Origin of the sequence: Salegentibacter echinorum (assembly GCF_900129445.1) — a bacterium.
Classification (GTDB): Bacteria; Bacteroidota; Bacteroidia; order Flavobacteriales; family Flavobacteriaceae; genus Salegentibacter; species Salegentibacter echinorum.
On the sequence record NZ_FQVT01000020.1, the window covers coordinates 1 to 20,271 of the forward strand.

Sequence of the window (20,271 nt, forward strand, 5' to 3'; positions counted from 1 at the left end):
GAACAAAAACAACGAAATATCTTGAAAATAGCAAGAAAACTCGGATATGAACTTTCTGAAAAACAGTTGGTTACATAAATACGTCAATGATAGGAACGAAGCAATCTATAACTTTTTGGGAGTCAACAATAAGATTGCTTCATTTCTCCTTATAGTCACCGCTACGTAATGACATTGATTACTTTCTAAACAGCCTTTCTTTAACAGCTTTACCGCTAGTTACGCGGTGGAATTCTTAACACCTGGCCGGGAAAGATCTTATCGGGATCCTCCAGCAGGGGTTTGTTTGCTTCAAAAATAAGTTGGTATTTATTAGCATTATCATAATGCTCTTTTGCAATTTTACTTAGATTGTCACCTCTTTGCACCGTATAAAAACTAGATTCTGGGGCTTTTTCTTTAACCGCAATCCTGTCATCTACTTTCGCAATTCCATTAGAATTCCCAACAAGAAGAATCATCTTTTCTCTATCATCCTGGGTTTCAGCCAGTCCATATAAAGTCGCAGTTGCTGCTTTTATATGAATTACAGGGCTTTCAATATTTAATTTGAGCTCAGCTGCTTTGTGCAATAATTTTTCTGCCGCTGCTTTATTTTGCTCTTCTAGTACGGCCTTTTTAGCATCTGTAACTTCAACATGTGTTTCTTCTTTTTCCCTATCTTTGTTAAAGATTTGCGCTCCTACTTCTTCAAAAAATGAAAATACTGCCATATCAATTGTTTTAATAGATTAACGAAGAAAATTACGAAAGGAAAAGCTATAATACCTATTTAGTGTCCTAAACTTTTGTTAGTTTTTTCACTCCCTACTCGATATTTATCCCGGTACTTCTAATAGTTACCGACTCACAAACTCCTGGCTCGTCTGAAAACAATCTACCTGTTTAATACCCGTATATTTTTCCTGAAATAGTTAGGTAAAATAAAAAACCGCAAACTTTAGATAATTCCAGGTTTGCGGTTTTCAAACTAAATAACCAACCAAAAAACTAATCGGCTTCCTTGTTACAAAAAAGCCTTCTCTCTATCAACGTATGAAAACCTAGGGAATTGCAAGGCCTTCCTTTTAAATTTTGTTAAATGTGAGTGCAGTCAGTTTTAAATTGTTCTTTAAGCTCTAACTCTTCATTAAATATAATTTTGATTCGGCTTTTATTTGGTCATTTTTAATTTTGTGTTAAATTTTTAAGCTATTAAGCTTTAAATATTTGTGTTTATTTTATAAATTTAATTTAATTATTGATGATATACTGAGTAATCAATCAGTTCAAGGCAGTAATAAGAATTTTATGTCTTATGTCATGCACTTAAATGCTGAAGGACAAGAGATAAACCTGGTTCTTTATAACTTTTGGATCGCATACGAACGCATACTTTAGATTGTCCTGGTAAGGTATAAAGGTTTTAATTGTCAACCAATCTAAAAGGCGCTGGAAAGAACAGTTCTTATCGTATTATAATCGGTATCATGTTACTCGAGATAGTTTTTGGAATCTAGAGCTCCGCAGTTTGCCCCCGCGGTGGTTAATTAGCCTACTATGAGAAAAATTAAATGGTTTTTGCGTGTGCTTTGGTTAGTATTTTATATTCTGGCAATTTTAAGCCTTTGCGATATTATTGTGATAAAATGGTATTGGCTCTATGCTTTTGGCTCCATATTTCTACTTATAGATTTTGTTCCCATTATTATAGCCCTTAGAAAATCACGCTAGCATCAAAAAATGTTTAGCTACTGTAATTTGATATTTTCTTTAAAATCATTTTAACGAGTCTTTTAAACTCCTTTACAATCTTATGTTAATCATTTGAATAGCGGTAGATTAATTTCTAATTTTCATAGAACGAATTCAACTACACATAAATTTTTATTATGTCTGCAGAAAAAAAACCTTCCAATAATACTGAAACTGAAATTGAAAATAAAGAGTGGTTAGCTTCCTTCCGCTGGATTCTGAAACACGAGTCTAATGAAAGGGCTGCCCAATTATTGGAAATTTTACAGGATGAAGCGCACAAAAAAGGAGTTTCTACCAGTTTCCATCTTAAAACTCCTTATACGAACACTATTACTCCAAAAGAAGAAGTTGCCTATCCGGGAAATCTTGATATTGAAAGAAATCTAATGGGATATATACGATGGAATGCTATGGCGATGGTAGCCAGGACCAACAAAAGACATGCTGGTCTTGGTGGTCATATCTCTACCTATGCTTCCATCTCAAACTTATGGGAAGTAGGTTTTAACCACTTTTTTAAAGTTGATAAAAACGGAAAAGCAGATAATATTTATTTTCAGGGGCACGCTTCCCCCGGCATTTACTCCAGGGCTTTCCTGGAAGGCAGGTTAAGCGAAGAGAATTTGGATAACTTCCGTAGGGAAGTACACTCAGAGAAAGGCTTGACTTCTTATCCGCACCCCAGGTTAATGCCCAATTTTTGGAACCATCCTACAGTTTCTATGGGGCTAGGCCCTATACAGGCGATCTACCAGGCAAGGTTTAATAAATATTTGTACCAACGTGGGCTCATTGAAAAAAATGAACAAAAAGTATGGGCATTTATAGGTGATGGAGAGATGGACGAAACCGAAGCCCGGGGTGCAATTAATATTGCTTCTCGCGATAAACTGGATAATTTAATCTTCGTGGTAGATTGTAACCTGCAACGTTTGGACGGCCCGGTGCGCGGAAATCACAAAATAATTCAGGAATTGGAAGGTTTATTTCGCGGTGCAGGCTGGAATGTTCTAAAAGTTTTATGGGGAGGTGATTGGGATCCAATCTTCAAAAAAGATAAAAACAATAAACTCCTGCAAAAACTAAATAAATTAACCGATGGTCAACTTCAGAAATATGCTTTTGAAGATGGCGATTATATGAAAGAAGATCTTTTTGGAGATGACGAAGACCTAAAAAAATTGGTTAAAAATATGAGCGGGGAAGAGCTCAAAAAACTTAGACGCGGCGGTCACGATGAAGTAAAAATCTACAATGCTTATAAAAAAGCGGTAGAGCATAAGGGCAGCCCAAGTATTATTTTAGCGCAAACCATAAAAGGTTATGGCCAGGGCGACGCGGGAGAAGGCAGCAATGTTTCTCACCAAACTAAAAAGATGGATAAAAAGGAATTAAAGCATTTTCGGGATTATTTTGATGTTCCTATCTCCGATGATGATCTTGAAGAAATCCCATTCCTGAAACCCGAAAAAGATAGTGAAGAACTTAAATATCTTAAGAAACACAGAAAAGATCTGGGCGGATTTATACCCCAACGCGAAGACAACAGTAAAGCTTTGGAGGAGCCAGATGAAAAGATTTTTGAGAAATTCCTGAAAGGTTCCGGAGATAGCGAAGCCGCTACCACCAGTGTATTGGTGCAGCTGTTGAGCAAACTGCTAAAAGACGAGAAAATAGGGAAGTTAATCGCTCCTATTATTCCCGATGAATCAAGGACTTTTGGGATGGAATCTTTATTCCGCCAGGCAGGAATTTACGCCCCAGAAGGTCAGAAGTATGAACCGGTAGATCAGGATAGTTTGTTGTACTATAAAGAAGCCAAGGATGGCGCTATTTTAGAAGAAGGAATTACCGAGGCCGGCTGTATGAGTGAGTTTATCGCGGCGGGAACAGCTTATTTGAACCAGGGAATAAATATTATTCCTTTCTATTTTTTCTATGCGATGTTTGGGTTTCAAAGAACTGCAGATCTTATGTGGGCAGCCGCAGATGCCGGTGCTAAAGGCTTTTTAATTGGCGGGATTTCCGGTCGTACCAGTTTGCCGGGAGAAGGCTTGCAGCACCAGGATGGGAACAGTCATTTATACGCGCTTACTTTTCCCAATATAAAAGCCTACGACCCCGCTTTTGCTTACGAAATGGCGGTAATCATACAGGCCGGAATTAAGGAAATGTATGTGGATAAAGAAAACATCTGCTATTACATTACTGCAATTAACGACACTTATAAAATGCCCAAAATGCCTAAGAATGCTAAAGAGGGTGTTTTAAAGGGTATGTATAAATTTAAAAAAGCACCAGGAAAAGCAGCCGATAAACAGGTGCATTTATTGGGTAGCGGTGCAATTATGCAGGAAGTTATAAAAGCAGCGGAAATCCTTGAGAAAGATTATAAACTACAGGTGACTATTTGGAGCGTGACCAGTTATAAAGCACTTTATGACAATGCGATAGATACCGAACGCGAGAACCGCATTAAGTCACAACTCAATCCCGAAAATAATTATATTCAGGAATGTTTTAAGGATGAAAAGGGCGTGTTTTTGGCGGCTTCAGATTATGTAAAAGCATTGCCGGAAGCGGTTGCAAAATGGTTTCCGAAGCGATTAACCACCCTGGGTACCGATGGTTTTGGTAGAAGTGATACGCGGGAAGAGCTAAGAGGCTTTTTTGAAGTAAACGCCCAACATATCGCTTATGCCGCGCTCTACGAACTGGCTGCGGAAGGGAAAATTGAAAGCAAAAAACTAAAAAAAGCGGCTAAAGACTTTAAAATTGAAGCTAAAAAGGCGAATCCGCGGACTTCCTAATAAACTTAAAAACGAATAACATGGCTAAGGACATAAAAATACCGCAAATAGCGGAAGGAGTAGAAACGGCAACCGTAAATGAAATTTTAGTTGCCGAAGGGGATACGATTGAAAAAGACCAGTCGCTCATTACCGTAGAATCAGACAAAGCCTCGGTTGATATTCCCTCGCCCCAGGCAGGAACCGTAAAATCGATTAAGGTAAGTGAGGGAGACGAGGTAAATGTTGGCGATGTGATCATTAGCCTGGAAGAAGCTGACGGAGAGGAAGAAGATGAGGAATCAGAAGATACTTCGGAAGAAAATAAAAAGGAAGACGAAGAAGAAGCTGAAGAAGATACTGATTCTAAAGAAAAAGACGAGAAGTCTGAAGAAAAGAAGAAAAAGAAATCGGCTAAAAAGGATAAGGAAGACGAAGAAGATAAAGCTTCCAGTAAAGATGATGAAGACGACGAAGATGAGGCTGAAGAAGGTAAAGATGATGATGAAGATGAGGAGCGAGATAAGGATAAAAAGAAGGCTAAAAAAGAGCAAAAAGAATCTGAGAGTGATGATGCTGAAGAAAAAGAGGAGTCGGAAGATTCTGAAGAAGACGAGAATGACGAAGAAATTGATGCTCCGGCTTCTCCGGGAGTACGCAGATTTGCCCGGGAATTAGGCGTAAATCTGAGCAAGGTAAAAGGTAGCGGAGCCAAAGGGCGTATTAGTAAAGAGGATGTGAAAAAACACAATAAACAAGAGCAGGCTGGAGGAAGTGGTCCCGGCTCAGTTTCCCTGCCAGATTTCAGCAAATGGGGAGAAACCGAAACCAAAGCTTTGTCTGGAATACGCAGCGCAACTGCCAAAAATGTAGCCAATGCCTGGAGTGCTATTCCGCATGTTTTTCAGTTTGACGAATCTGACATTACTGAAATTGAGGAGTATATGGAAAAAAATAAGGAGAAAGCCGAAAAAGCCGGCGGACACCTTACCATTACCGCTATTTTAGTGAAAATTGCCGCGACTGCGCTAAGACAATTTCCAAAATTTAACGGCAGCATAGATATGGAGAATAAGGAAATGATCCTGAAGAAATATGTTCATATTGGCGTTGCTGTGGATACCGAAAAAGGACTTTTGGTACCGGTAATAAGAAATGCCGACCAAAAGACGATTATCGATATTTCCAAAGAAATTACCGAACTCGCAGAAAAAGCACGCGACGGAAAATTAAGTGGAGATGAGATGAAAGGCGGCTCTTTTACAATCTCAAATCTTGGCGGACTGGGAGGAACAAACTTTACGCCGTTAGTAAACTACCCCCAGGTAGCGATTTTGGGGGTTTCACGAGCTAAAAAACACCCGGTTTATATTGAGGATAATCTTGAACCCCGGGATATTTTACCGCTAAGTCTTTCTTATGACCATAGAATGATAGATGGAGCCGAGGGAGTACGGTTTTTAAATTGGATTTCCCGGGCGCTAGAAGATCCCTATAAAGCATTGTTAGGAGTTTAATTATTTAAAATTTGAGAAAAACACGATAATGTATAGTTATGTCGCTCCGCTGGAGCTCATTGAGCATCGTTTTATTTTACTATAAATATGCCGCCTCTACGAGGCTTGGAGGAATCTAAGCACATTGGGAATAAATATTACGCCAGGATAGTGAGATTGGAATTAAGAAATTGAAGGAGATTTGAGAATAAAATATACAGACAGGGAAAGATGAAATTCAGGGAGCTTCAGAGAAGCGAAATATTTATAGAAAGAGATTTTAGGACCGAACAAAGAGCTCCAGCGGAGCGGTATATTTATAACAAATTCGGCATTAAACACGGTTTCTAATAGGTAGGCGAATTCGGAAATATACTTCTAGAAGCTGATATTGTTAATAGTTCCTATCGTCAGTCAGAGCCTGTCGAAGACGATCTTAGAACTTCAAGGGTTCTTGCAATCCCGAGTACTAAATTCATAGACCAACTAATTTTAAAACAACCAGATGGCTAAAAAGAAACAGAATAAAAAAGATTTAGTGATTATTGGAGCGGGGCCGGGCGGTTACGCCGCGGCTTTTCGTGCTGCCGATCTTGGCTTAAAAGTTACTCTGATCGATCCCGAGGTTAATCCCGGTGGGGTGTGTCTTTACCGCGGTTGTATCCCGTCTAAAGCTTTATTACATCTTACCAAAGTGAAGCAGGAAGCTGCAGCAATAAGTAATTTTGGTGTGAAATTTAAGCAACCGGAGATTGATCCGAAAAAAATAAATAAGTGGAAAAACGAGGTCGTTAAAAAATTAACCGGCGGGCTGGGACAGCTTTCCAAGGGGAAAAAGATTGAATACATTCAGGGGAAAGCCAGTTTTAAATCTGAGAAGTTGCTGGAGGTTTCTTCCGAAGAAAAAACTTTTGAGCTGGAGTTTAAAAACCTCATTCTAGCGACCGGTTCTGTAAATAGCGAACTCCCTAATATAAAAATAGATCACGAAAAAATAATTGATTCTACAGATGCTTTAGACTTTAAAGAAATTCCCAAAAAAATGTTGGTCATTGGTGGTGGCTATATTGGCCTGGAAATGGGCAGTGTGTATGCTAATTTGGGAGCTAAAGTTTCTGTAGCCGAAATGACTTCGGGGTTTCTTCCGGGTACCGATAAAGATTTAGTGAAAGTATTTGAAAAAGAGCATCCGTTCGACACACTTTATTTCGATACCAAAGTGGAAGAAGTTTCCGTAGGAAATAAGAAAGTGAAAGTGCAATTAAAGAATAAGGAGGGAGAAAAACTGGAAAAGAAGTTCGATAAAGTTCTGGTAGCCGTGGGACGTGTACCAAATACGGAATCTCTAAACCTGGAGGCTGGTAACATAAAATTGGATGACAAGGGTTTTATTCCAGTAAACCTTAAACGTCAAACAAATATCGAAAATATCTATGCTATTGGTGATTTAACCGGGGAACCTTTATTGGCGCATAAAGCGAGTCACGAGGGACGTGTTGCGGCGGAAGCCGTTGCCGGAGAAGCCGGTGCAGGTTATGATCCGCGGGCTATTCCGGGGATTGTGTTTACCAATCCCGAAATTGCCTGGTGCGGACTTACAGAAACCGATGCAAAAAAAGAAAAGAAAAAGATAAAAGTTTTAAATTTCCCATGGTCGGCTTCAGGACGCGCTATAGCAATTGGAGTTAAAAATGGTATCACAAAGTTAATAGTAGATCCAGATTCCGGAAGGATTTTAGGCGGCGGCGTTGCCGGAAAAAATGCGGGTTCTTTAATTCCCGAGATCACTAATGCTATAGAAATGGGCGCAACCGCCGAAGATTTAGCGCTAAGTATCCATCCTCATCCTACACTTTCTGAAACCATAATGGAAGCAGCCGAAATCTTTACCGGCGGGGCCACGCATATCGCAAAATAGTTGATTTCTGGCTGCAGCCTTACTAAAATTTAATGGAAGAAAATTTATTAAAACTTCAGCATTTAGTACACCCCCGAAAATTTACTTATTTTTGAATATCATTAAAAGAACCTATGGATACATCTCCTAAATTTGCCGTAATTGGTGGGGGTAGCTGGGCTACCGCTATTGTAAAAATGCTAAGTGAAAATGTTGAAACGATTCACTGGTATATGCGTAGCCAGTATGCGATAGAGCATATTAAAAAACAAGATCACAATCCTAATTACCTGAGTTCGGTTGAGTTTGATAATAACCAGTTATCGCTTAGCAACGATATCAATAAAACAGTAGCTGCTGCCGATTATTTGATTTTTGCCATCCCATCGGCATTTTTAAAACGAGAGTTGGACGCTTTGGAAATCTCTCTTGAAGGTAAAGTGATATTTTCGGCAATTAAGGGAATCGTGCCAGAGAGCAGTTTAATAGTAGGAGAGCATTTTGAAGAATATTTTAATGTTCCGGCAGACAGCATTGGCGTTATCACAGGGCCTTGTCACGCCGAGGAAGTTGCCCTGGAACGACTTTCTTACCTAACCATCGCCTGTAGTGATGAAAATAAAGCGAAAATTCTGGCTAAAAATCTTAAAAGCGAGTACATAAAATACAAATTAAGTAAAGATGTAAACGGCACCGAATATGCCGCCATGCTCAAAAATATTTACGCTATTGCAGCGGGTATAGCGCACGGACTTAATTATGGGGATAACTTCCAGAGCGTGCTCATGAGCAATGCTATAAGGGAAATGAAGCGCTTCATAAAAAAAGTAGATAATACTAAGCGCAATATTAATGATTCTGCCTATTTGGGCGATTTATTGGTAACAGGATATTCTGTTTTTAGCCGAAACCGTATGTTTGGAAACATGATAGGGAAAGGTTACACGGTAAAAAGTGCCCAAATGGAGATGAGTATGATTGCAGAAGGTTACTACGCTGCAGAAAGTGCTTATAAAATAAACCAGGAAAAAGGTGCGAAAACACCAATAATAAATGCTGTATATGCTATTCTCTACGAAGGAAAAAACCCTAAAAAAGTGATTAAAAAATTAGCTGAAAATCTTAATTAATCATTTGGATAATACAGGTTTTACCACGATTTATCTAAAAACAAAATAATCAAACTAAGACGGTGTTTTATTCAGCTAAAACTCCTTTTTCGGGAATTATAGGCAAATCACGTAGAGCGTTTTTATTCACGCTGTTTTTCTTAAATAGATATTTCTTTTCAAACATCTTGCCATTTGCGAAAAAGGTGATTTGAAACTGGTTATTTAAAGCGAGTATTTCTTCCTGGATAAATTCAATTTTAGCGAAAGACTTAGCCGGTAATTTCTCTAATTTATGCCTTATGGTAGAAGTTTCCTTCTTCCCGTCAAATCCCTTACTCACAATTAAAGCCATTTCAAGATCAATGTCTTTATCGTTAATAAGATAGGCGGTCCATTCATCGGTTTTAAAATCTTCATTATAGACTTTTACGGCTGCAACATACACATCGCTGACTTCAGGAATCTGAATATCTTTTTTCATAGGAATTACGCTTAAAATTCGTCTTCTACTTTATCCTTTATTTTATTCCAGAGAATTACTAAAGCGATAGCAGAAACTACAAGGAGAATGGCTCCAAATACTATTTTTATTACGGCAATTACAAAAGTCACATAGATAATGATTCCTAAGATCACTAAAGCCAGGATAAAAAAACCTATTTTTTTCATAGAAAAATTATTTTGCTTTAGCTCTCGGCTACAGCGGTTAAACTAAAATGAAGATTTAAACTGTTCGAGAAATCTAAGATCATTTTCATAGAACATTCTAATGTCGCCTATTTGATGAAGTAACATTGCAATTCTTTCTATACCCATTCCAAAAGCAAAGCCAGAATATTCGGTAGGATCTATATCGCAGTTTTTAAGCACGTTGGGATCTACCATGCCACAACCCATTATTTCAAGCCATCCTGTGCCTTTGGTAATTCGGTAATCGGTTTCTGTCTCCAGTCCCCAATAAATATCTACCTCGGCACTGGGTTCTGTAAATGGAAAATAAGAAGGCCTAAGCCTAATTTTAGACTTTCCAAATAGTTGCTTGGTAAAATAGAGCAAAGTTTGTTTAAGATCTGCAAAGCTTACATCCTTATCAATATAAAGACCTTCCACCTGGTGAAAAATACAATGCGATCGGGACGAAATAGCTTCATTTCTAAACACCCTTCCCGGCGAAATTGTTCGTATTGGTGGTTTGTTATTTTCCATATAACGCACCTGCACCGAAGAGGTGTGGGTGCGCAGTAGAATATCTGGATCTGTCTGAATAAAAAAAGTATCCTGCATATCGCGTGCGGGGTGATATTCTGGAAGGTTTAGGGCGGTAAAATTATGCCAGTCATCTTCCATTTCAGGGCCTTCAGAAACATTAAAACCAATATTTGAAAAGATCTCTATAATTTGGTTTTTTACAATAGAAATAGGATGTCTGGCGCCAATTTCTATGGGCTCTCCCGGTTTCGATAGATCACCATAAATACCTTTTTCTTCCTGCTTGCCCTCTAAAGTTTCCTTAAGTTCGGCAACCTTGGTTTCGGCGGTATTTTTTAACGCATTAACTGCCTGGCCAAAGGCTTTTTTTTGATCATTGGGAACTTCTTTAAACGAAGCAAAAAAGTCATTGAGAATTCCTTTCTTTCCCAGGTACTTGATTCTAAAAGCTTCAACTTCTTTTTTAGATTCAGCATTAAAAGCTTTAACTTCAGCAATATGTGTATTAATCTTATCTATCATGAGATCCTTTTTCTTTTCAGAACGGCAAATTTAGTAAAAATGTAGTTTTGGGCAGCACAGCTTAGCCTTAATCTATATACTCATTAACGAGAAAATAGTTCACAATTGCTTCTTTCATTAAAACCGATTGTTCACCGGCTTTAAGCGTTGGCAGTTCTTCTAGAATTTTATAGTGTGGCCATCCGTCTTCATCAAAATAATCAAATTCATAATAGCCATAAGGTTCCAGCAATCGGCAAATTGCAATATGCATTAAATCTATTTTATGGTCTTTTTTGAATCTTTTATGCGGTTGACCCAATTCCTGAACCCCAATTACATAAATGATTGCGTCCAAATCCATTAATTCTCCATCGGCAAATTGTTGGGAAAGCTTTTTTTGCAAGCCGTCCCATCGCCCTTTCAAATTTTCATCTCTTGTCATAGCACAAAGGTAATATCTTATATTAATTAAAAGGCTTAATTACAGCGTTACTATCAATTTTTACTTGCATCTTTAGGATAAAAAGTTCCTATTTTATTTTAAAAAGCTTCAGGGGCTCTAAAACATAATTAAATGGAATAACCAGATGTTAATTTGGTATTCCTATATTTGAATTATGAATACAGTAGATATTATTCTTGCTCTAATCTTGCTCTATGGCGTAGTACAGGGCTTTTTTAGGGGACTTCTGGCCGAAGTAGCTTCTCTTGTAGGATTTGTAGTTGGTATTTATGCTGCGATTCATTTTTCATATATTTTAAGTGATTTTTTTTCTGAAAATTTGAATTGGGATACAGAATATGTAAATCTTATTGCTTTTGCTATTACTTTTATTTTAATTGTCTTTATTATTTCCCTGGCCGGAAAAATACTTACAAAAATGGCGGGATTTGTAGCATTGGGAATAGTCAATAAATTATTGGGTGCTGCCTTTGGGTTTATTAAAATAGCTTTTGTGACCAGTGTAATCATTATGTTCTTTGCAGCTACAAATGAAGATATTAATCTTGTAGAAGAAGAGAGCCTGGAGCGATCTCAACTTTATAGTCCTATAAAAAGTATAGCGCCGGCAATTTTACCTTCAATTATCCGCGAAGCAAAAGAGCGGGATATTTTAAATGATGATACAGACTTGTTTGGAATAAATCTACAGGAAGAAAGATTAAAATATTTCTAACAAAAAATACATAGTATTTAACAATCTAAATCGTGGTAAGTTCCTCAGGTATTAATGAGGAAGAACTTATTGTGATTGCCGGGTAAGCCCAGAACTCTCAATGCCCATAATTATAAGACGCATCGTTATAAGCCTCGATTATCAAATAAAACACCCTTTATTTTCCAGTTGCTGAAAATATAAAGGGTGAATTTTTACTGTAAATTGCTTAGCGCTAATAATCCTGGTAAAAAAATCGTCGGTTGATTAATCCATAGGATTGCAGTTTGAATTCAGCGCAGTCTATCCTTAAAATTTTAGCTGAAAGACCGAATCCAGGTCTTTATTGCTACCTACGTTTACCTCAAGGTCCTTAACCAAACCATCGCCTACGCCATAAACCCAACCGTGAATATGTAAATCTTGCTTTTTGTTCCAGGCATTTTGAACTATGGTGGTTGTAGAAAGATCAAAAACCTGTTCTACCACATTTAATTCTACATAGCGGTCAAAACGCTTTTCTTCATCCTCAATGCTATCTAATTCAACTTTGTTTAAGCGATAAACATCCTTAATATGACGCAACCAATTATCGATAAGGCCTATAGATTTATTGCTCATAGCTGCTTTTACACCACCACAACCGTAATGGCCGCATACAATAATATGTTTAACTTTAAGAGCGTTTACAGCATAATCCAGTACGCTTAACATATTCATGTCGCTGTACACCACCATATTTGCAATATTTCGATGTACAAAAATTTCTCCCGGCTCGGCACCAACAATTTGATTAGCCGGTACCCGGCTGTCTGCACAACCTATCCATAAAACAGGAGGTTCCTGTCCATTTGCGAGCTTTTTAAAAAAATTAGGGTCCTTAGCTAATTGGGAATCTACCCATTTTTTGTTGTTGTCTAGAAGTTCCTGATATGATTTTTTCATAGAAAATAAATTTGCGCGATAAAATTAAATAAAACTAACCGGGCGAAAAACAGTTTTAACCTACAATTTCTTTAGGTTTTCGTTCTTAATCCAACCCTGGCTGCCATTCGCTAGTTCTATTTTTACCCAACCCTGAAAGTCTTCCAGTACCTTTGCTTTGGTGCCCTCGTGCAAAGTAAATGCAACCTCACCTCTTTGATCAGGTTCATTTTTTATAGCCGCTTCTTCGGCAAAAATGATGGCATATTGATTATTAAACTGAATTTCTTGCTGTTTAAAGGCAAAATAAACCGATATAGCTCCTACAAGAAATGCAACGCTGGCAATGCCAAAGAACAGCCTTTTCTGTATTGGTTTTCTACTGAAATAATACAACAAAAAAAACAGTACAAAAAGGATAGATAGCGCAATCGCTAAATACGCCCAGGTGTTATATGTAAAAGTTGAGATGAGCTTGTTAACACTTTTGCCAAGCCCCGTTTCTTCTACCACCGGAATATCATCTATGGTCATATTGCGTGCAAATTCAATATTGTTTTGTACGTCTTTATCTGTAGGATCCAGTTGCAAGGCTTTTTCATAATAGTAAATGCTGGGAGCTACTTTGTTTTGTTTGTAATAAGCGTTGCCAAGATTATAATAAACCGCTACCGAAGTTTCCCCATTTTCGAGAATCTCTTCATATTTCTGAATAGCGGTTTCAAATTCATTATTGGCATAAGCCTCGTTGGCCTGCTCAAACAAGCCGCTTTGGGCTTGTGTAAAACCCGAAACAAATAATAAAAGAAATACGAGCCTTTTCATCTGTTTTTAATTTTTAAACTGGGCAAATAGACTTGATTAATAGTCCTCGTATTGCCGCATTATGCATTCAGCATCATGCTGATTTTTCTAATAAACACTTCTCGTGGTTGTTTAAAATCCACTTTTGTACTATTGTATAATACAGCATATCTCGCAGAAATAACTGTATTTTATAAATCTTTATCTAATTTTGAAATTACGCTTGCTCCTTTTTCATAATCTTCCTGTTGTGCCGAATTTGAAGCCGGGGTGTATCTGGCAAATTCACAACTTTTAAGCACGTCAATAAATGCCGTAGAGGTTTCTTCGCTCACATTTCTCTCCTGAAGCACTTCTAAAATGCGCTCCTTACTCATCTCGGCAGTTTGAATGTGCAGTTTTGCTTTCAAATAATTATGCATCGCCCTTTCCAGGGATTCATAAAAAGCGTGATGATCACCTATTTTCTTTTTGGCTTCAGAAAGATATTTCCGGGCCAATTTGTTCGCTTTTTTTAACCGGTTTCCGGTTTCATCTGCTGCTATGGCTTCTTTCCTTTTTCCGAAGAAGATAAATAATGGAATAGCCACAAATGGCAAAAAGAGAGAGCCCCAGAACGTCCATGACCTAAAAAAGGCTTGTTGATGTAGTGGTTTTAGATTAGTGTCTAATTTTATAAACCTAAACTGTTCAGAAGGCAATGCTACCGCCTGCTTATTATTACCCGCAATGGCATTCCCCGAAGCTGGCGCCGGCCCTTTTTCTACATCAATAATTATTTCTTCAGAAGCTAAACTTTTATAAGTTTCAGTTTTAGGATCAAAATAAGAGAAATTAATGGACTTAATCGGGTATTTCCCTTTTTGGGTAGCCACAATGGTATAAGAATCTATAATTGAACCCTGTTTTCCATTTAAATTCGTCACCACATTCTCCTTGCGTTCTGGCGCATATTTTTCAAGCGAAGCAGGAACTTCCAATTGTGGTAATTCAAAGAGGTTTAGGTTACCATTCCCTTTTACTTCAATTTCGACTTCCAAAGATTCTGAAGCATCCAGTTTCTTTTTATCGGTATTTACATTGAAACTAAAACTTCCCACAGCACCTGTAAATCCAGCGGGTTTTCCTGCCGGTAATGGCTTCACATCTATTGTTCTTGTGCCTGCGGCTACGGTTTTGTTAACCGTTTTATATATTCTTCCTCCAAAAATATCACGCCTGTCGCTGGGTACATCTACGGCTACCGAAAGGGTAAGAGGCTCTAACTCCAATTCTCCTGTTTTCTGCGGATATAATACCGCTTTTTTAAGCACTACATATTTGTAAGGTTCACCCTTATATTCCCCGTCTTCGGCTCGCAAGCCTTTCATTTGAATGTTTTGGCTCCAAAAATCGGTGTATTTTGGACTGTCCATTTCCCGCCAGTTGCTCACCCCAATACGCGGACTTACATACAATTTGTATAAAACGGTAATACCTTCATTTAGATAGGGGGAAGCGTTAGAAACTTCAGCCACCAGGTGTAAATTATCTGACGCAATCAGCTCAGAATTATCTCCATCCTTAGGTTTATCTACGGCCGAAGTTATAGTTATATCTATGGGTGTTGTTTTGTAAACTTTTCCATCTATAGTTATTTCCCCTTGCTTAATGGTCTTTTTGCCTGTTGAGTTTGGCTGTAAATAGTAAGAATAGGTCTTAGAATAGGTGCGGTTGCCATTTATCCACCTATTACTAACTGCCTGGTTTGGACCTCCTACCACGGTAAACCCGTTAAAAGAAGGGGGTCTAAAATTATCTCCGTCCTGGTTCATTTCAAAATCTACGCGCAGGCGTTCATTTACGCCAAGCTTCTTTTTGCTTACCGTAGCTTCAAACTTCACCTGTGCCTGTAAACCCAGGCCAGCAAGAAGTAAAATATTAAGTATTAAAAACTTCAATTTCATTTATAAAATCCTTTCTCTTGCGATTTTTTTGATTCTAATAATTATAGGAACTTGGTCTTTATTTAAGAGCTTTTTACAGAAATCAACAAAAATATCACCAATCTTTTTCAGACTTTACCGGACTGCCTTTTTGTTTTTCAGCATTCATCTTTTCCTGTACTTTTCGCTCTTCATTGTTCATAGCCTCTAGCAAACTTTGTATTTGTTGAGGAGATAATTGTCCCTGAGTAGGTTGAGGCTGCTTCTGATCCTTCCCGGGCTCTTCTTCTTTCTTCTCTTTATCGCCTTCACCATCTTCCTGGTCTTCGGGCTCTTTATCTCCTTCTTTCTCTTCTTTATCTTTATCCTGCTGGTCCTGGTCGCCTTCGTTATCGCCTTCCCCGTCTTTATTCTCCTGGTCGTCCTGCTGGTCTTTATCTTTATTTTGTTGATCCTGGTTGTCTTCCTGATCCTTATTCTCCTGGTCTTTATTTTCGTTATCCCCGCCATCCTGGTTCTCATCCTGGTCTTGCTGTTGTTGTTCCAGCATTTTTTTGGCAAGAGCTAAATTGTATCTGGTCTCATCATCAGTAGGATCATTTCTTAAGGCATTTTTATAGGCTTCAACGGCTTCCTGGTATTTTTTCTGCTTCATAAAAGCATTTCCCAGGTTGTGATTGGATTTGTGTTTTTGTTCTTTCGCACTACCCACTTTTGCCGCTTCTTTGTAGCGACTTTCTGCCCCGGGAGTATTTTCGCGAGTGTAATATAAATTTCCCATATTATAACGAGCTTCGTCGTTATTTGGGTCTTTGGCAATGGCTTTGCGATAAGAAGCTTCTGCCATTGGGAAGTCATTTTCGGCTTTTGCTCTTTCTGCTTCTTGCATATACTTTTGGGACTGCTTTCTTAGATCGTCCTCTTGCTGCTGTTGCGCTGTGACAGAAAGGTTCAGCATCAAGCCTAGTATTAAGAATCCTATTTTTGTTGAAAAAATCTTCATGCGTTACTCCTCCCTCTTTCTTTTTTCATTAAACAAATTTAGCTTTTTAACCCAGCCGGTTTTTCGTTCTAACAAGAAGATATCTAAAAACAGCAAAAAGACTGCCAAACCTACAAACCATTGAAATTGAGATTCATAATCGGCATATTGTTTGGCTTCAAACTCTGTTTTTTCTATATTTAACAAGGCTTCCTTAACCTGTTCTGTCACCGTGCCAGTTACCTTGCCATCAAAGTAATCGCCGTTGGTGGTTCTGGCTATTTGTTTTAAGCTTTCGGTTTCTAATTTGGTAATTACCGTTTCGCCCTGCCTGTCTTTTTTATAATTTTGAACTACTCCATTTCTTTTTATTGGAATAGGGCCTCCTTTTGGTGTTCCTACCCCTATAGTGAAAATTTTAATTCCGGCTTCCTTGGCTTTTTGGGCCATATCTTCAACATTGCCTTCGTGATCTTCCCCATCGCTTAAAATAAACATCACCCGATTGGTTTTTTGGTCATCGTCAAAGAAATCGGTTGCCAGTTTTATCGCATCTCCAATAGCAGTACCCTGGGAGGAGATCATATTTGTATTAAGGCTTTGCAGGAACATTTTTGCCGAACCATAATCTGTGGTAATGGGTAACTGCGGAAAAGCGCTTCCTGCATAAGCGATAATTCCTACCCGGTCGCTGCCTAAATTTCCAATAATTTGGCGAACCAATTGTTTGGACTTTTCCAGCCTGTTAGGGGCAATATCTTCGGCGTCCATACTTTTGGAAACATCTATGGCAAAAACGATATCTACACCTTCCCGTTTTACGGTCTCCAGTTCTGAACCTATTTTTGGATTTACAAGACCAATCACGATACCCGCCAGTGCGATAAGAAGGATTATTAATTTAAGAACAGGTTTAAATCTAGAGCGGTTAGGACTTAAATAGTTTAGAAGAGCCGGTTTTGCAAACCGGGAACGCGCCCGTCTCTGCCAAATCCTAAGAATAAGGTATAGCAAAATTACTACCGGTAATAGTAGTAATAACCACAAGTATATTTTTTCTTCTAATATCAAAATCTAAACGCTGTTTCTACTTTTAAATAAAACTTCTAAACAAAGTGTACCTTAAGATAATGTCTAACATCAATAAGCCAAGTGCCAATAAAGCAAAAGGCCTAAACTTCTCATCATAGTTATAATATCTAAATTCCTCGATCTCCGATTTCTCCAGGCTGTCTATTTCTTCATAAATTTCTTCCAATTTCTCGTTATTGGTAGCCCTAAAGTATTTCCCACCGGTATCGGCAGCAATTTGCTGCAGTAATGCTTCGTCTATCTCTACTTTTTGCATTCCATATTGAAATCTTCCGTTGGGTAACATACCTACCGGCGATAATGCATTGCCGTTGCTTCCCACGCCAATAGTGTAGGTTTTAATATCGAACTCAACTGCGAGTTCGCTGGCAATTTTCGGGTCAATAAATCCGGCATTATTTACTCCATCTGTTAGCAAAATAATCACCTTACTTTTGGCATCGCTATCTTTTAAACGATTTACCGAAGTAGCCAAACCAGAGCCTATTGCCGTCCCGCCCTGTAAAACGTTGTTGTATTCTATATCTTTTAATGCCCGGGATACTATACCTTTATCACTGGTAATTGGAGTTTTTGTAAAACTTTCACCGGCAAAAAGTACCAGTCCTATCCTATCGTTTGGTCGGTTTTCAACAAATTCAATCGCCACTTCTTTTACCGCTTCCAGCCTATTGGGTTTAAAATCCCGCGCCAGCATACTGGCAGATAGGTCTATCGCCATTACGATGTCTATTCCTCGAACATTGCTGCTTTGCGTGGTAACATCTACCGTTCTTGGTCTTGCCATGGCTACTATTAGGAAAGCCAGGGCTAGCAAACGCAGTATAAAAAGCACCGGTTTTAGTTTAGCCAGGAGGGAAGACTTTACTTTAAAGCCTTTTAGACTCGATATTTTAAGCTCGGCAGACTGGCGTTTGCGCTTCCAAAAATACCAGGCAATAGCCGGTAGTAGCAAAAGCAACAACCAAAAGAATCCCGGATTTTCAAATGTATAGTTTGCAAACATTACTTAGCCTGTCTTTTTAATTCCACCGAATTTTCCATACGTCTGGAAATTTCTTCAGCATACTCATCATCTTCATCAAAAACCATCATAATTTGTTGGAAGCCGCCGTTTTCACCAAAATTAAGAATGGCATATTCTTTTTTAATTGGGCCTTTGGTTACCGGATTTTCCAAATCGAAAGTTCCAAAAACCTTAATTCCTTCTGCGTTGTTGAGGGTGGTGAACTTTTCTTCTTTCATAATAATATTCTTCGCTCCCTGGGCTTCCAGATTTTCATAAATTCCATCTACCGCTTTTTCAAGCTTAAAGTTACTTTTCTGGCTTACCGGGCCGGTAATTAGAAGCGTATAAAAATTGCTCTCCAGGCTGCCATAGGCAAAGCTTTCGCTTCCTAAAAGCATTTGTTGTAACTCCTCATTTCTTGGCACCTCTTTTCTTATTAAGACTTTTGGCGTTGTGATGTTTACCGGTGGGGTGCCATATTCACTTCTTATCCAATCTCCCTCCAGTAACTCCATAGTTGGATGTCCTAAAAGATTATCTTTTACGTAGGTGAAACCTTTGGTGTTTACCAATATGACCACGGCTACGAGCACGACAACCAGAACGCCGGCTACTGCGGCAATTACCCGGTTTCTTCTTCTTTTTTGAAGTTTCTCCCTGCGGTATTTTTCATCTTTCATCAACTCTTCTTCCGTAGGTTCAGGTACTACCTGCCTAACGTCTTTAATGAGATGTTCTATTTTTTTACGATCACTTTTGGCGGTAATTACATCTGGCCGGGAGTTTGCGAATTTAGCTAAATCGGCCCGACGTAAAATAAGCTGTAAATCCTGTACTGACTTGTCTTTTAAACTAAGGTCACCGGCCTCTTTTCTAAGTTCTAAATAAGTAATTAATTCTGAAGTAGTACTTTCTAAAGCCCTATCGTAAATTTTCCTATCTAAATATTTTCTAATGGAAAAAGTGAGCTGGGAATAGTATTCTTTTACTTCTTTGTCTTCCAGAAGCGAGGAGTTGTCCAGCTGCTGTAAAGCCAACATTGCCTGTTCGTAAGGTGGTAACTCTGGTTCGGCTTCTTTTTTCTTTTTTCTTCTTCTCAAAAGGTAAAAAACAATCCCGAGTACTAATAAAAATGCGATTAGCCACCAGACCCAGGTGGGAATGCTAAAAGCTTCCGGTACTTTTACAGCCGGTTTAATGGGATACATTTTCTGTCGGCTGGTGTCAACTTTTACATTAGCGACTTCTACCAGGAAAGAATCTGTTTGGAACTGCCTATCCTGAATAATTACTTTTTGCTGCGGAATGCTATAACTTCCCGAGTCAAACTGAGTGAGCTTGTATTTCTTTAATAATTTAAAGCGGTCTTCAATTTTAGTGGTATCGGCACCCAGGGATTCCACCATTTCCATAGGGTTAAAAGTTTGTCCTTCCGGAAAAACCACGAGTTTAGTAGAATCGGTTTCTACTTCTATATTGTAGGTTATTTGCTCGCCTATTTTAATTTCAGAAGAATCAATAGAGGCTTTCACTACACTTTCCTGGGCAAGCGTGGAAAAAGACAGCAATATAAAAAGCAGAAGAAAAACTTCCGCTTTAAAACCCTGTATTGATGCTGAAATCCTAGTATTCAT

General features: G+C 38.4%; 17 protein-coding genes and 2 pseudogenes. 7 read left to right on the top strand and 12 right to left on the bottom strand.

The window, feature by feature from the left end; translation table 11 throughout:
- Window positions 1-215: 215 nt before the first annotated feature.
- Entirely contained in the window at window positions 216-713 is a 498-nt protein-coding gene (gene lysM, locus BUA71_RS16020; protein WP_072881576.1) for a peptidoglycan-binding protein LysM, read from the bottom strand.
- An 826-nt stretch (window positions 714-1,539) separates the two neighbouring features.
- On the opposite strand from lysM, the gene BUA71_RS17685 reads away from it, so the two are divergent.
- The 6 genes and pseudogenes from BUA71_RS17685 to BUA71_RS16040 all read left to right on the top strand — a co-directional run bounded on the left by BUA71_RS17685 (window position 1,540) and on the right by BUA71_RS16040 (window position 9,049).
- The gene (locus BUA71_RS17685; RefSeq protein ID WP_175545977.1) at window positions 1,540-1,713 is read left to right on the top strand and encodes a hypothetical protein; all 174 of its coding nucleotides are present in this window, start codon (window positions 1,540-1,542) and stop codon (window positions 1,711-1,713) included.
- Window positions 1,714-1,871: 158 nt separating this feature from the next.
- The gene (gene aceE, locus BUA71_RS16025; protein ID WP_072881578.1) at window positions 1,872-4,547 is read left to right on the top strand and encodes a pyruvate dehydrogenase (acetyl-transferring), homodimeric type; all 2,676 of its coding nucleotides are present in this window, start codon (window positions 1,872-1,874) and stop codon (window positions 4,545-4,547) included.
- Window positions 4,548-4,567: 20 nt separating this feature from the next.
- Window positions 4,568-4,786: pseudogene (locus tag BUA71_RS18040) on the top strand (biotin/lipoyl-containing protein); the annotation flags it as partial.
- Window positions 4,787-5,176: 390 nt separating this feature from the next.
- A pseudogene (locus tag BUA71_RS18045) lies at window positions 5,177-6,043 on the top strand (2-oxo acid dehydrogenase subunit E2); the annotation flags it as partial.
- Between the two features lie 484 nt (window positions 6,044-6,527).
- A complete protein-coding gene (gene lpdA / locus BUA71_RS16035; protein ID WP_072881581.1) occupies window positions 6,528-7,940 on the top strand; it encodes a dihydrolipoyl dehydrogenase in 1,413 nt (470 codons plus the stop codon).
- Window positions 7,941-8,053: 113 nt separating this feature from the next.
- Complete coding sequence (locus BUA71_RS16040; RefSeq protein ID WP_072881583.1) at window positions 8,054-9,049, top strand: NAD(P)H-dependent glycerol-3-phosphate dehydrogenase; 996 nt, start codon at window positions 8,054-8,056, stop codon at window positions 9,047-9,049.
- A 67-nt stretch (window positions 9,050-9,116) separates the two neighbouring features.
- On the opposite strand, the gene BUA71_RS16045 is transcribed toward BUA71_RS16040, so the two are convergent.
- The 4 genes from BUA71_RS16045 to BUA71_RS16055 all read right to left on the bottom strand — a co-directional run bounded on the left by BUA71_RS16045 (window position 9,117) and on the right by BUA71_RS16055 (window position 11,186).
- On the bottom strand, window positions 9,117-9,512 hold the full coding sequence (locus BUA71_RS16045) for a hypothetical protein (RefSeq protein WP_072881584.1): 396 nt from the start codon (window positions 9,510-9,512) through the stop codon (window positions 9,117-9,119).
- An 11-nt stretch (window positions 9,513-9,523) separates the two neighbouring features.
- On the bottom strand, window positions 9,524-9,700 hold the full coding sequence (locus BUA71_RS17690) for a hypothetical protein (protein WP_175545978.1): 177 nt from the start codon (window positions 9,698-9,700) through the stop codon (window positions 9,524-9,526).
- A 42-nt stretch (window positions 9,701-9,742) separates the two neighbouring features.
- Window positions 9,743-10,762: a phenylalanine--tRNA ligase subunit alpha gene (pheS, locus tag BUA71_RS16050; RefSeq protein WP_072881586.1), complete on the bottom strand. Its 1,020-nt coding sequence runs from the start codon at window positions 10,760-10,762 to the stop codon at window positions 9,743-9,745.
- Window positions 10,763-10,829: 67 nt separating this feature from the next.
- Entirely contained in the window at window positions 10,830-11,186 is a 357-nt protein-coding gene (locus tag BUA71_RS16055) for a hypothetical protein (RefSeq protein WP_072881588.1), read from the bottom strand.
- Between the two features lie 175 nt (window positions 11,187-11,361).
- On the opposite strand from BUA71_RS16055, the gene BUA71_RS16060 reads away from it, so the two are divergent.
- Window positions 11,362-11,922, top strand: coding sequence for a CvpA family protein (locus BUA71_RS16060; RefSeq protein ID WP_072881590.1), 561 nt, complete (start codon window positions 11,362-11,364; stop codon window positions 11,920-11,922).
- A 288-nt stretch (window positions 11,923-12,210) separates the two neighbouring features.
- Here BUA71_RS16060 and can read toward each other — a convergent pair whose 3' ends face one another.
- The 7 genes from can to BUA71_RS16095 form a co-directional block, all read right to left on the bottom strand.
- Window positions 12,211-12,846 carry a carbonate dehydratase gene (gene can / locus BUA71_RS16065; RefSeq protein WP_072881592.1) on the bottom strand — a complete coding sequence of 212 codons (636 nt, stop codon included), beginning with the start codon at window positions 12,844-12,846 and terminating at the stop codon, window positions 12,211-12,213.
- Between the two features lie 60 nt (window positions 12,847-12,906).
- The gene (locus BUA71_RS16070) at window positions 12,907-13,650 is read right to left on the bottom strand and encodes a tetratricopeptide repeat protein (protein WP_072881594.1); all 744 of its coding nucleotides are present in this window, start codon (window positions 13,648-13,650) and stop codon (window positions 12,907-12,909) included.
- Window positions 13,651-13,820: 170 nt separating this feature from the next.
- Window positions 13,821-15,575 (bottom strand): BatD family protein, encoded by a 1,755-nt coding sequence (locus BUA71_RS16075; protein WP_072881597.1) that lies wholly within the window; start codon window positions 15,573-15,575, stop codon window positions 13,821-13,823.
- Between the two features lie 94 nt (window positions 15,576-15,669).
- The gene (locus tag BUA71_RS16080; RefSeq protein WP_245812622.1) at window positions 15,670-16,512 is read right to left on the bottom strand and encodes a tetratricopeptide repeat protein; all 843 of its coding nucleotides are present in this window, start codon (window positions 16,510-16,512) and stop codon (window positions 15,670-15,672) included.
- 48 nt (window positions 16,513-16,560) lie between these two features.
- On the bottom strand, window positions 16,561-17,610 hold the full coding sequence (locus tag BUA71_RS16085) for a VWA domain-containing protein (protein WP_072881601.1): 1,050 nt from the start codon (window positions 17,608-17,610) through the stop codon (window positions 16,561-16,563).
- A 19-nt stretch (window positions 17,611-17,629) separates the two neighbouring features.
- Window positions 17,630-18,634 (bottom strand): vWA domain-containing protein, encoded by a 1,005-nt coding sequence (locus tag BUA71_RS16090; protein WP_072881603.1) that lies wholly within the window; start codon window positions 18,632-18,634, stop codon window positions 17,630-17,632.
- Entirely contained in the window at window positions 18,634-20,271 is a 1,638-nt protein-coding gene (locus tag BUA71_RS16095; protein ID WP_072881653.1) for a cytochrome c-type biogenesis protein, read from the bottom strand. Before BUA71_RS16095 ends, BUA71_RS16090 begins: the two co-directional genes overlap by 1 nt.

What these genes read in the sequence shown, in the direction of transcription:
- lysM (WP_072881576.1), bottom strand. Translation starts at nt 713, where the DNA reads ATGGCAGTATTTTCATTTTTTGAAGAAGTAGGAGCGCAAATCTTTAAC.
- BUA71_RS17685 (WP_175545977.1), top strand. Translation starts at nt 1,540, where the DNA reads ATGAGAAAAATTAAATGGTTTTTGCGTGTGCTTTGGTTAGTATTTTAT.
- aceE (WP_072881578.1), top strand. Translation starts at nt 1,872, where the DNA reads ATGTCTGCAGAAAAAAAACCTTCCAATAATACTGAAACTGAAATTGAA.
- lpdA (WP_072881581.1), top strand. Translation starts at nt 6,528, where the DNA reads ATGGCTAAAAAGAAACAGAATAAAAAAGATTTAGTGATTATTGGAGCG.
- BUA71_RS16040 (WP_072881583.1), top strand. Translation starts at nt 8,054, where the DNA reads ATGGATACATCTCCTAAATTTGCCGTAATTGGTGGGGGTAGCTGGGCT.
- BUA71_RS16045 (WP_072881584.1), bottom strand. Translation starts at nt 9,512, where the DNA reads ATGAAAAAAGATATTCAGATTCCTGAAGTCAGCGATGTGTATGTTGCA.
- BUA71_RS17690 (WP_175545978.1), bottom strand. Translation starts at nt 9,700, where the DNA reads ATGAAAAAAATAGGTTTTTTTATCCTGGCTTTAGTGATCTTAGGAATC.
- pheS (WP_072881586.1), bottom strand. Translation starts at nt 10,762, where the DNA reads ATGATAGATAAGATTAATACACATATTGCTGAAGTTAAAGCTTTTAAT.
- BUA71_RS16055 (WP_072881588.1), bottom strand. Translation starts at nt 11,186, where the DNA reads ATGACAAGAGATGAAAATTTGAAAGGGCGATGGGACGGCTTGCAAAAA.
- BUA71_RS16060 (WP_072881590.1), top strand. Translation starts at nt 11,362, where the DNA reads ATGAATACAGTAGATATTATTCTTGCTCTAATCTTGCTCTATGGCGTA.
- can (WP_072881592.1), bottom strand. Translation starts at nt 12,846, where the DNA reads ATGAAAAAATCATATCAGGAACTTCTAGACAACAACAAAAAATGGGTA.
- BUA71_RS16070 (WP_072881594.1), bottom strand. Translation starts at nt 13,650, where the DNA reads ATGAAAAGGCTCGTATTTCTTTTATTATTTGTTTCGGGTTTTACACAA.
- BUA71_RS16075 (WP_072881597.1), bottom strand. Translation starts at nt 15,575, where the DNA reads ATGAAATTGAAGTTTTTAATACTTAATATTTTACTTCTTGCTGGCCTG.
- BUA71_RS16080 (WP_245812622.1), bottom strand. Translation starts at nt 16,512, where the DNA reads ATGCTGAACCTTTCTGTCACAGCGCAACAGCAGCAAGAGGACGATCTA.
- BUA71_RS16090 (WP_072881603.1), bottom strand. Translation starts at nt 18,634, where the DNA reads ATGTTTGCAAACTATACATTTGAAAATCCGGGATTCTTTTGGTTGTTG.
- BUA71_RS16095 (WP_072881653.1), bottom strand. Translation starts at nt 20,271, where the DNA reads ATGAATACTAGGATTTCAGCATCAATACAGGGTTTTAAAGCGGAAGTT.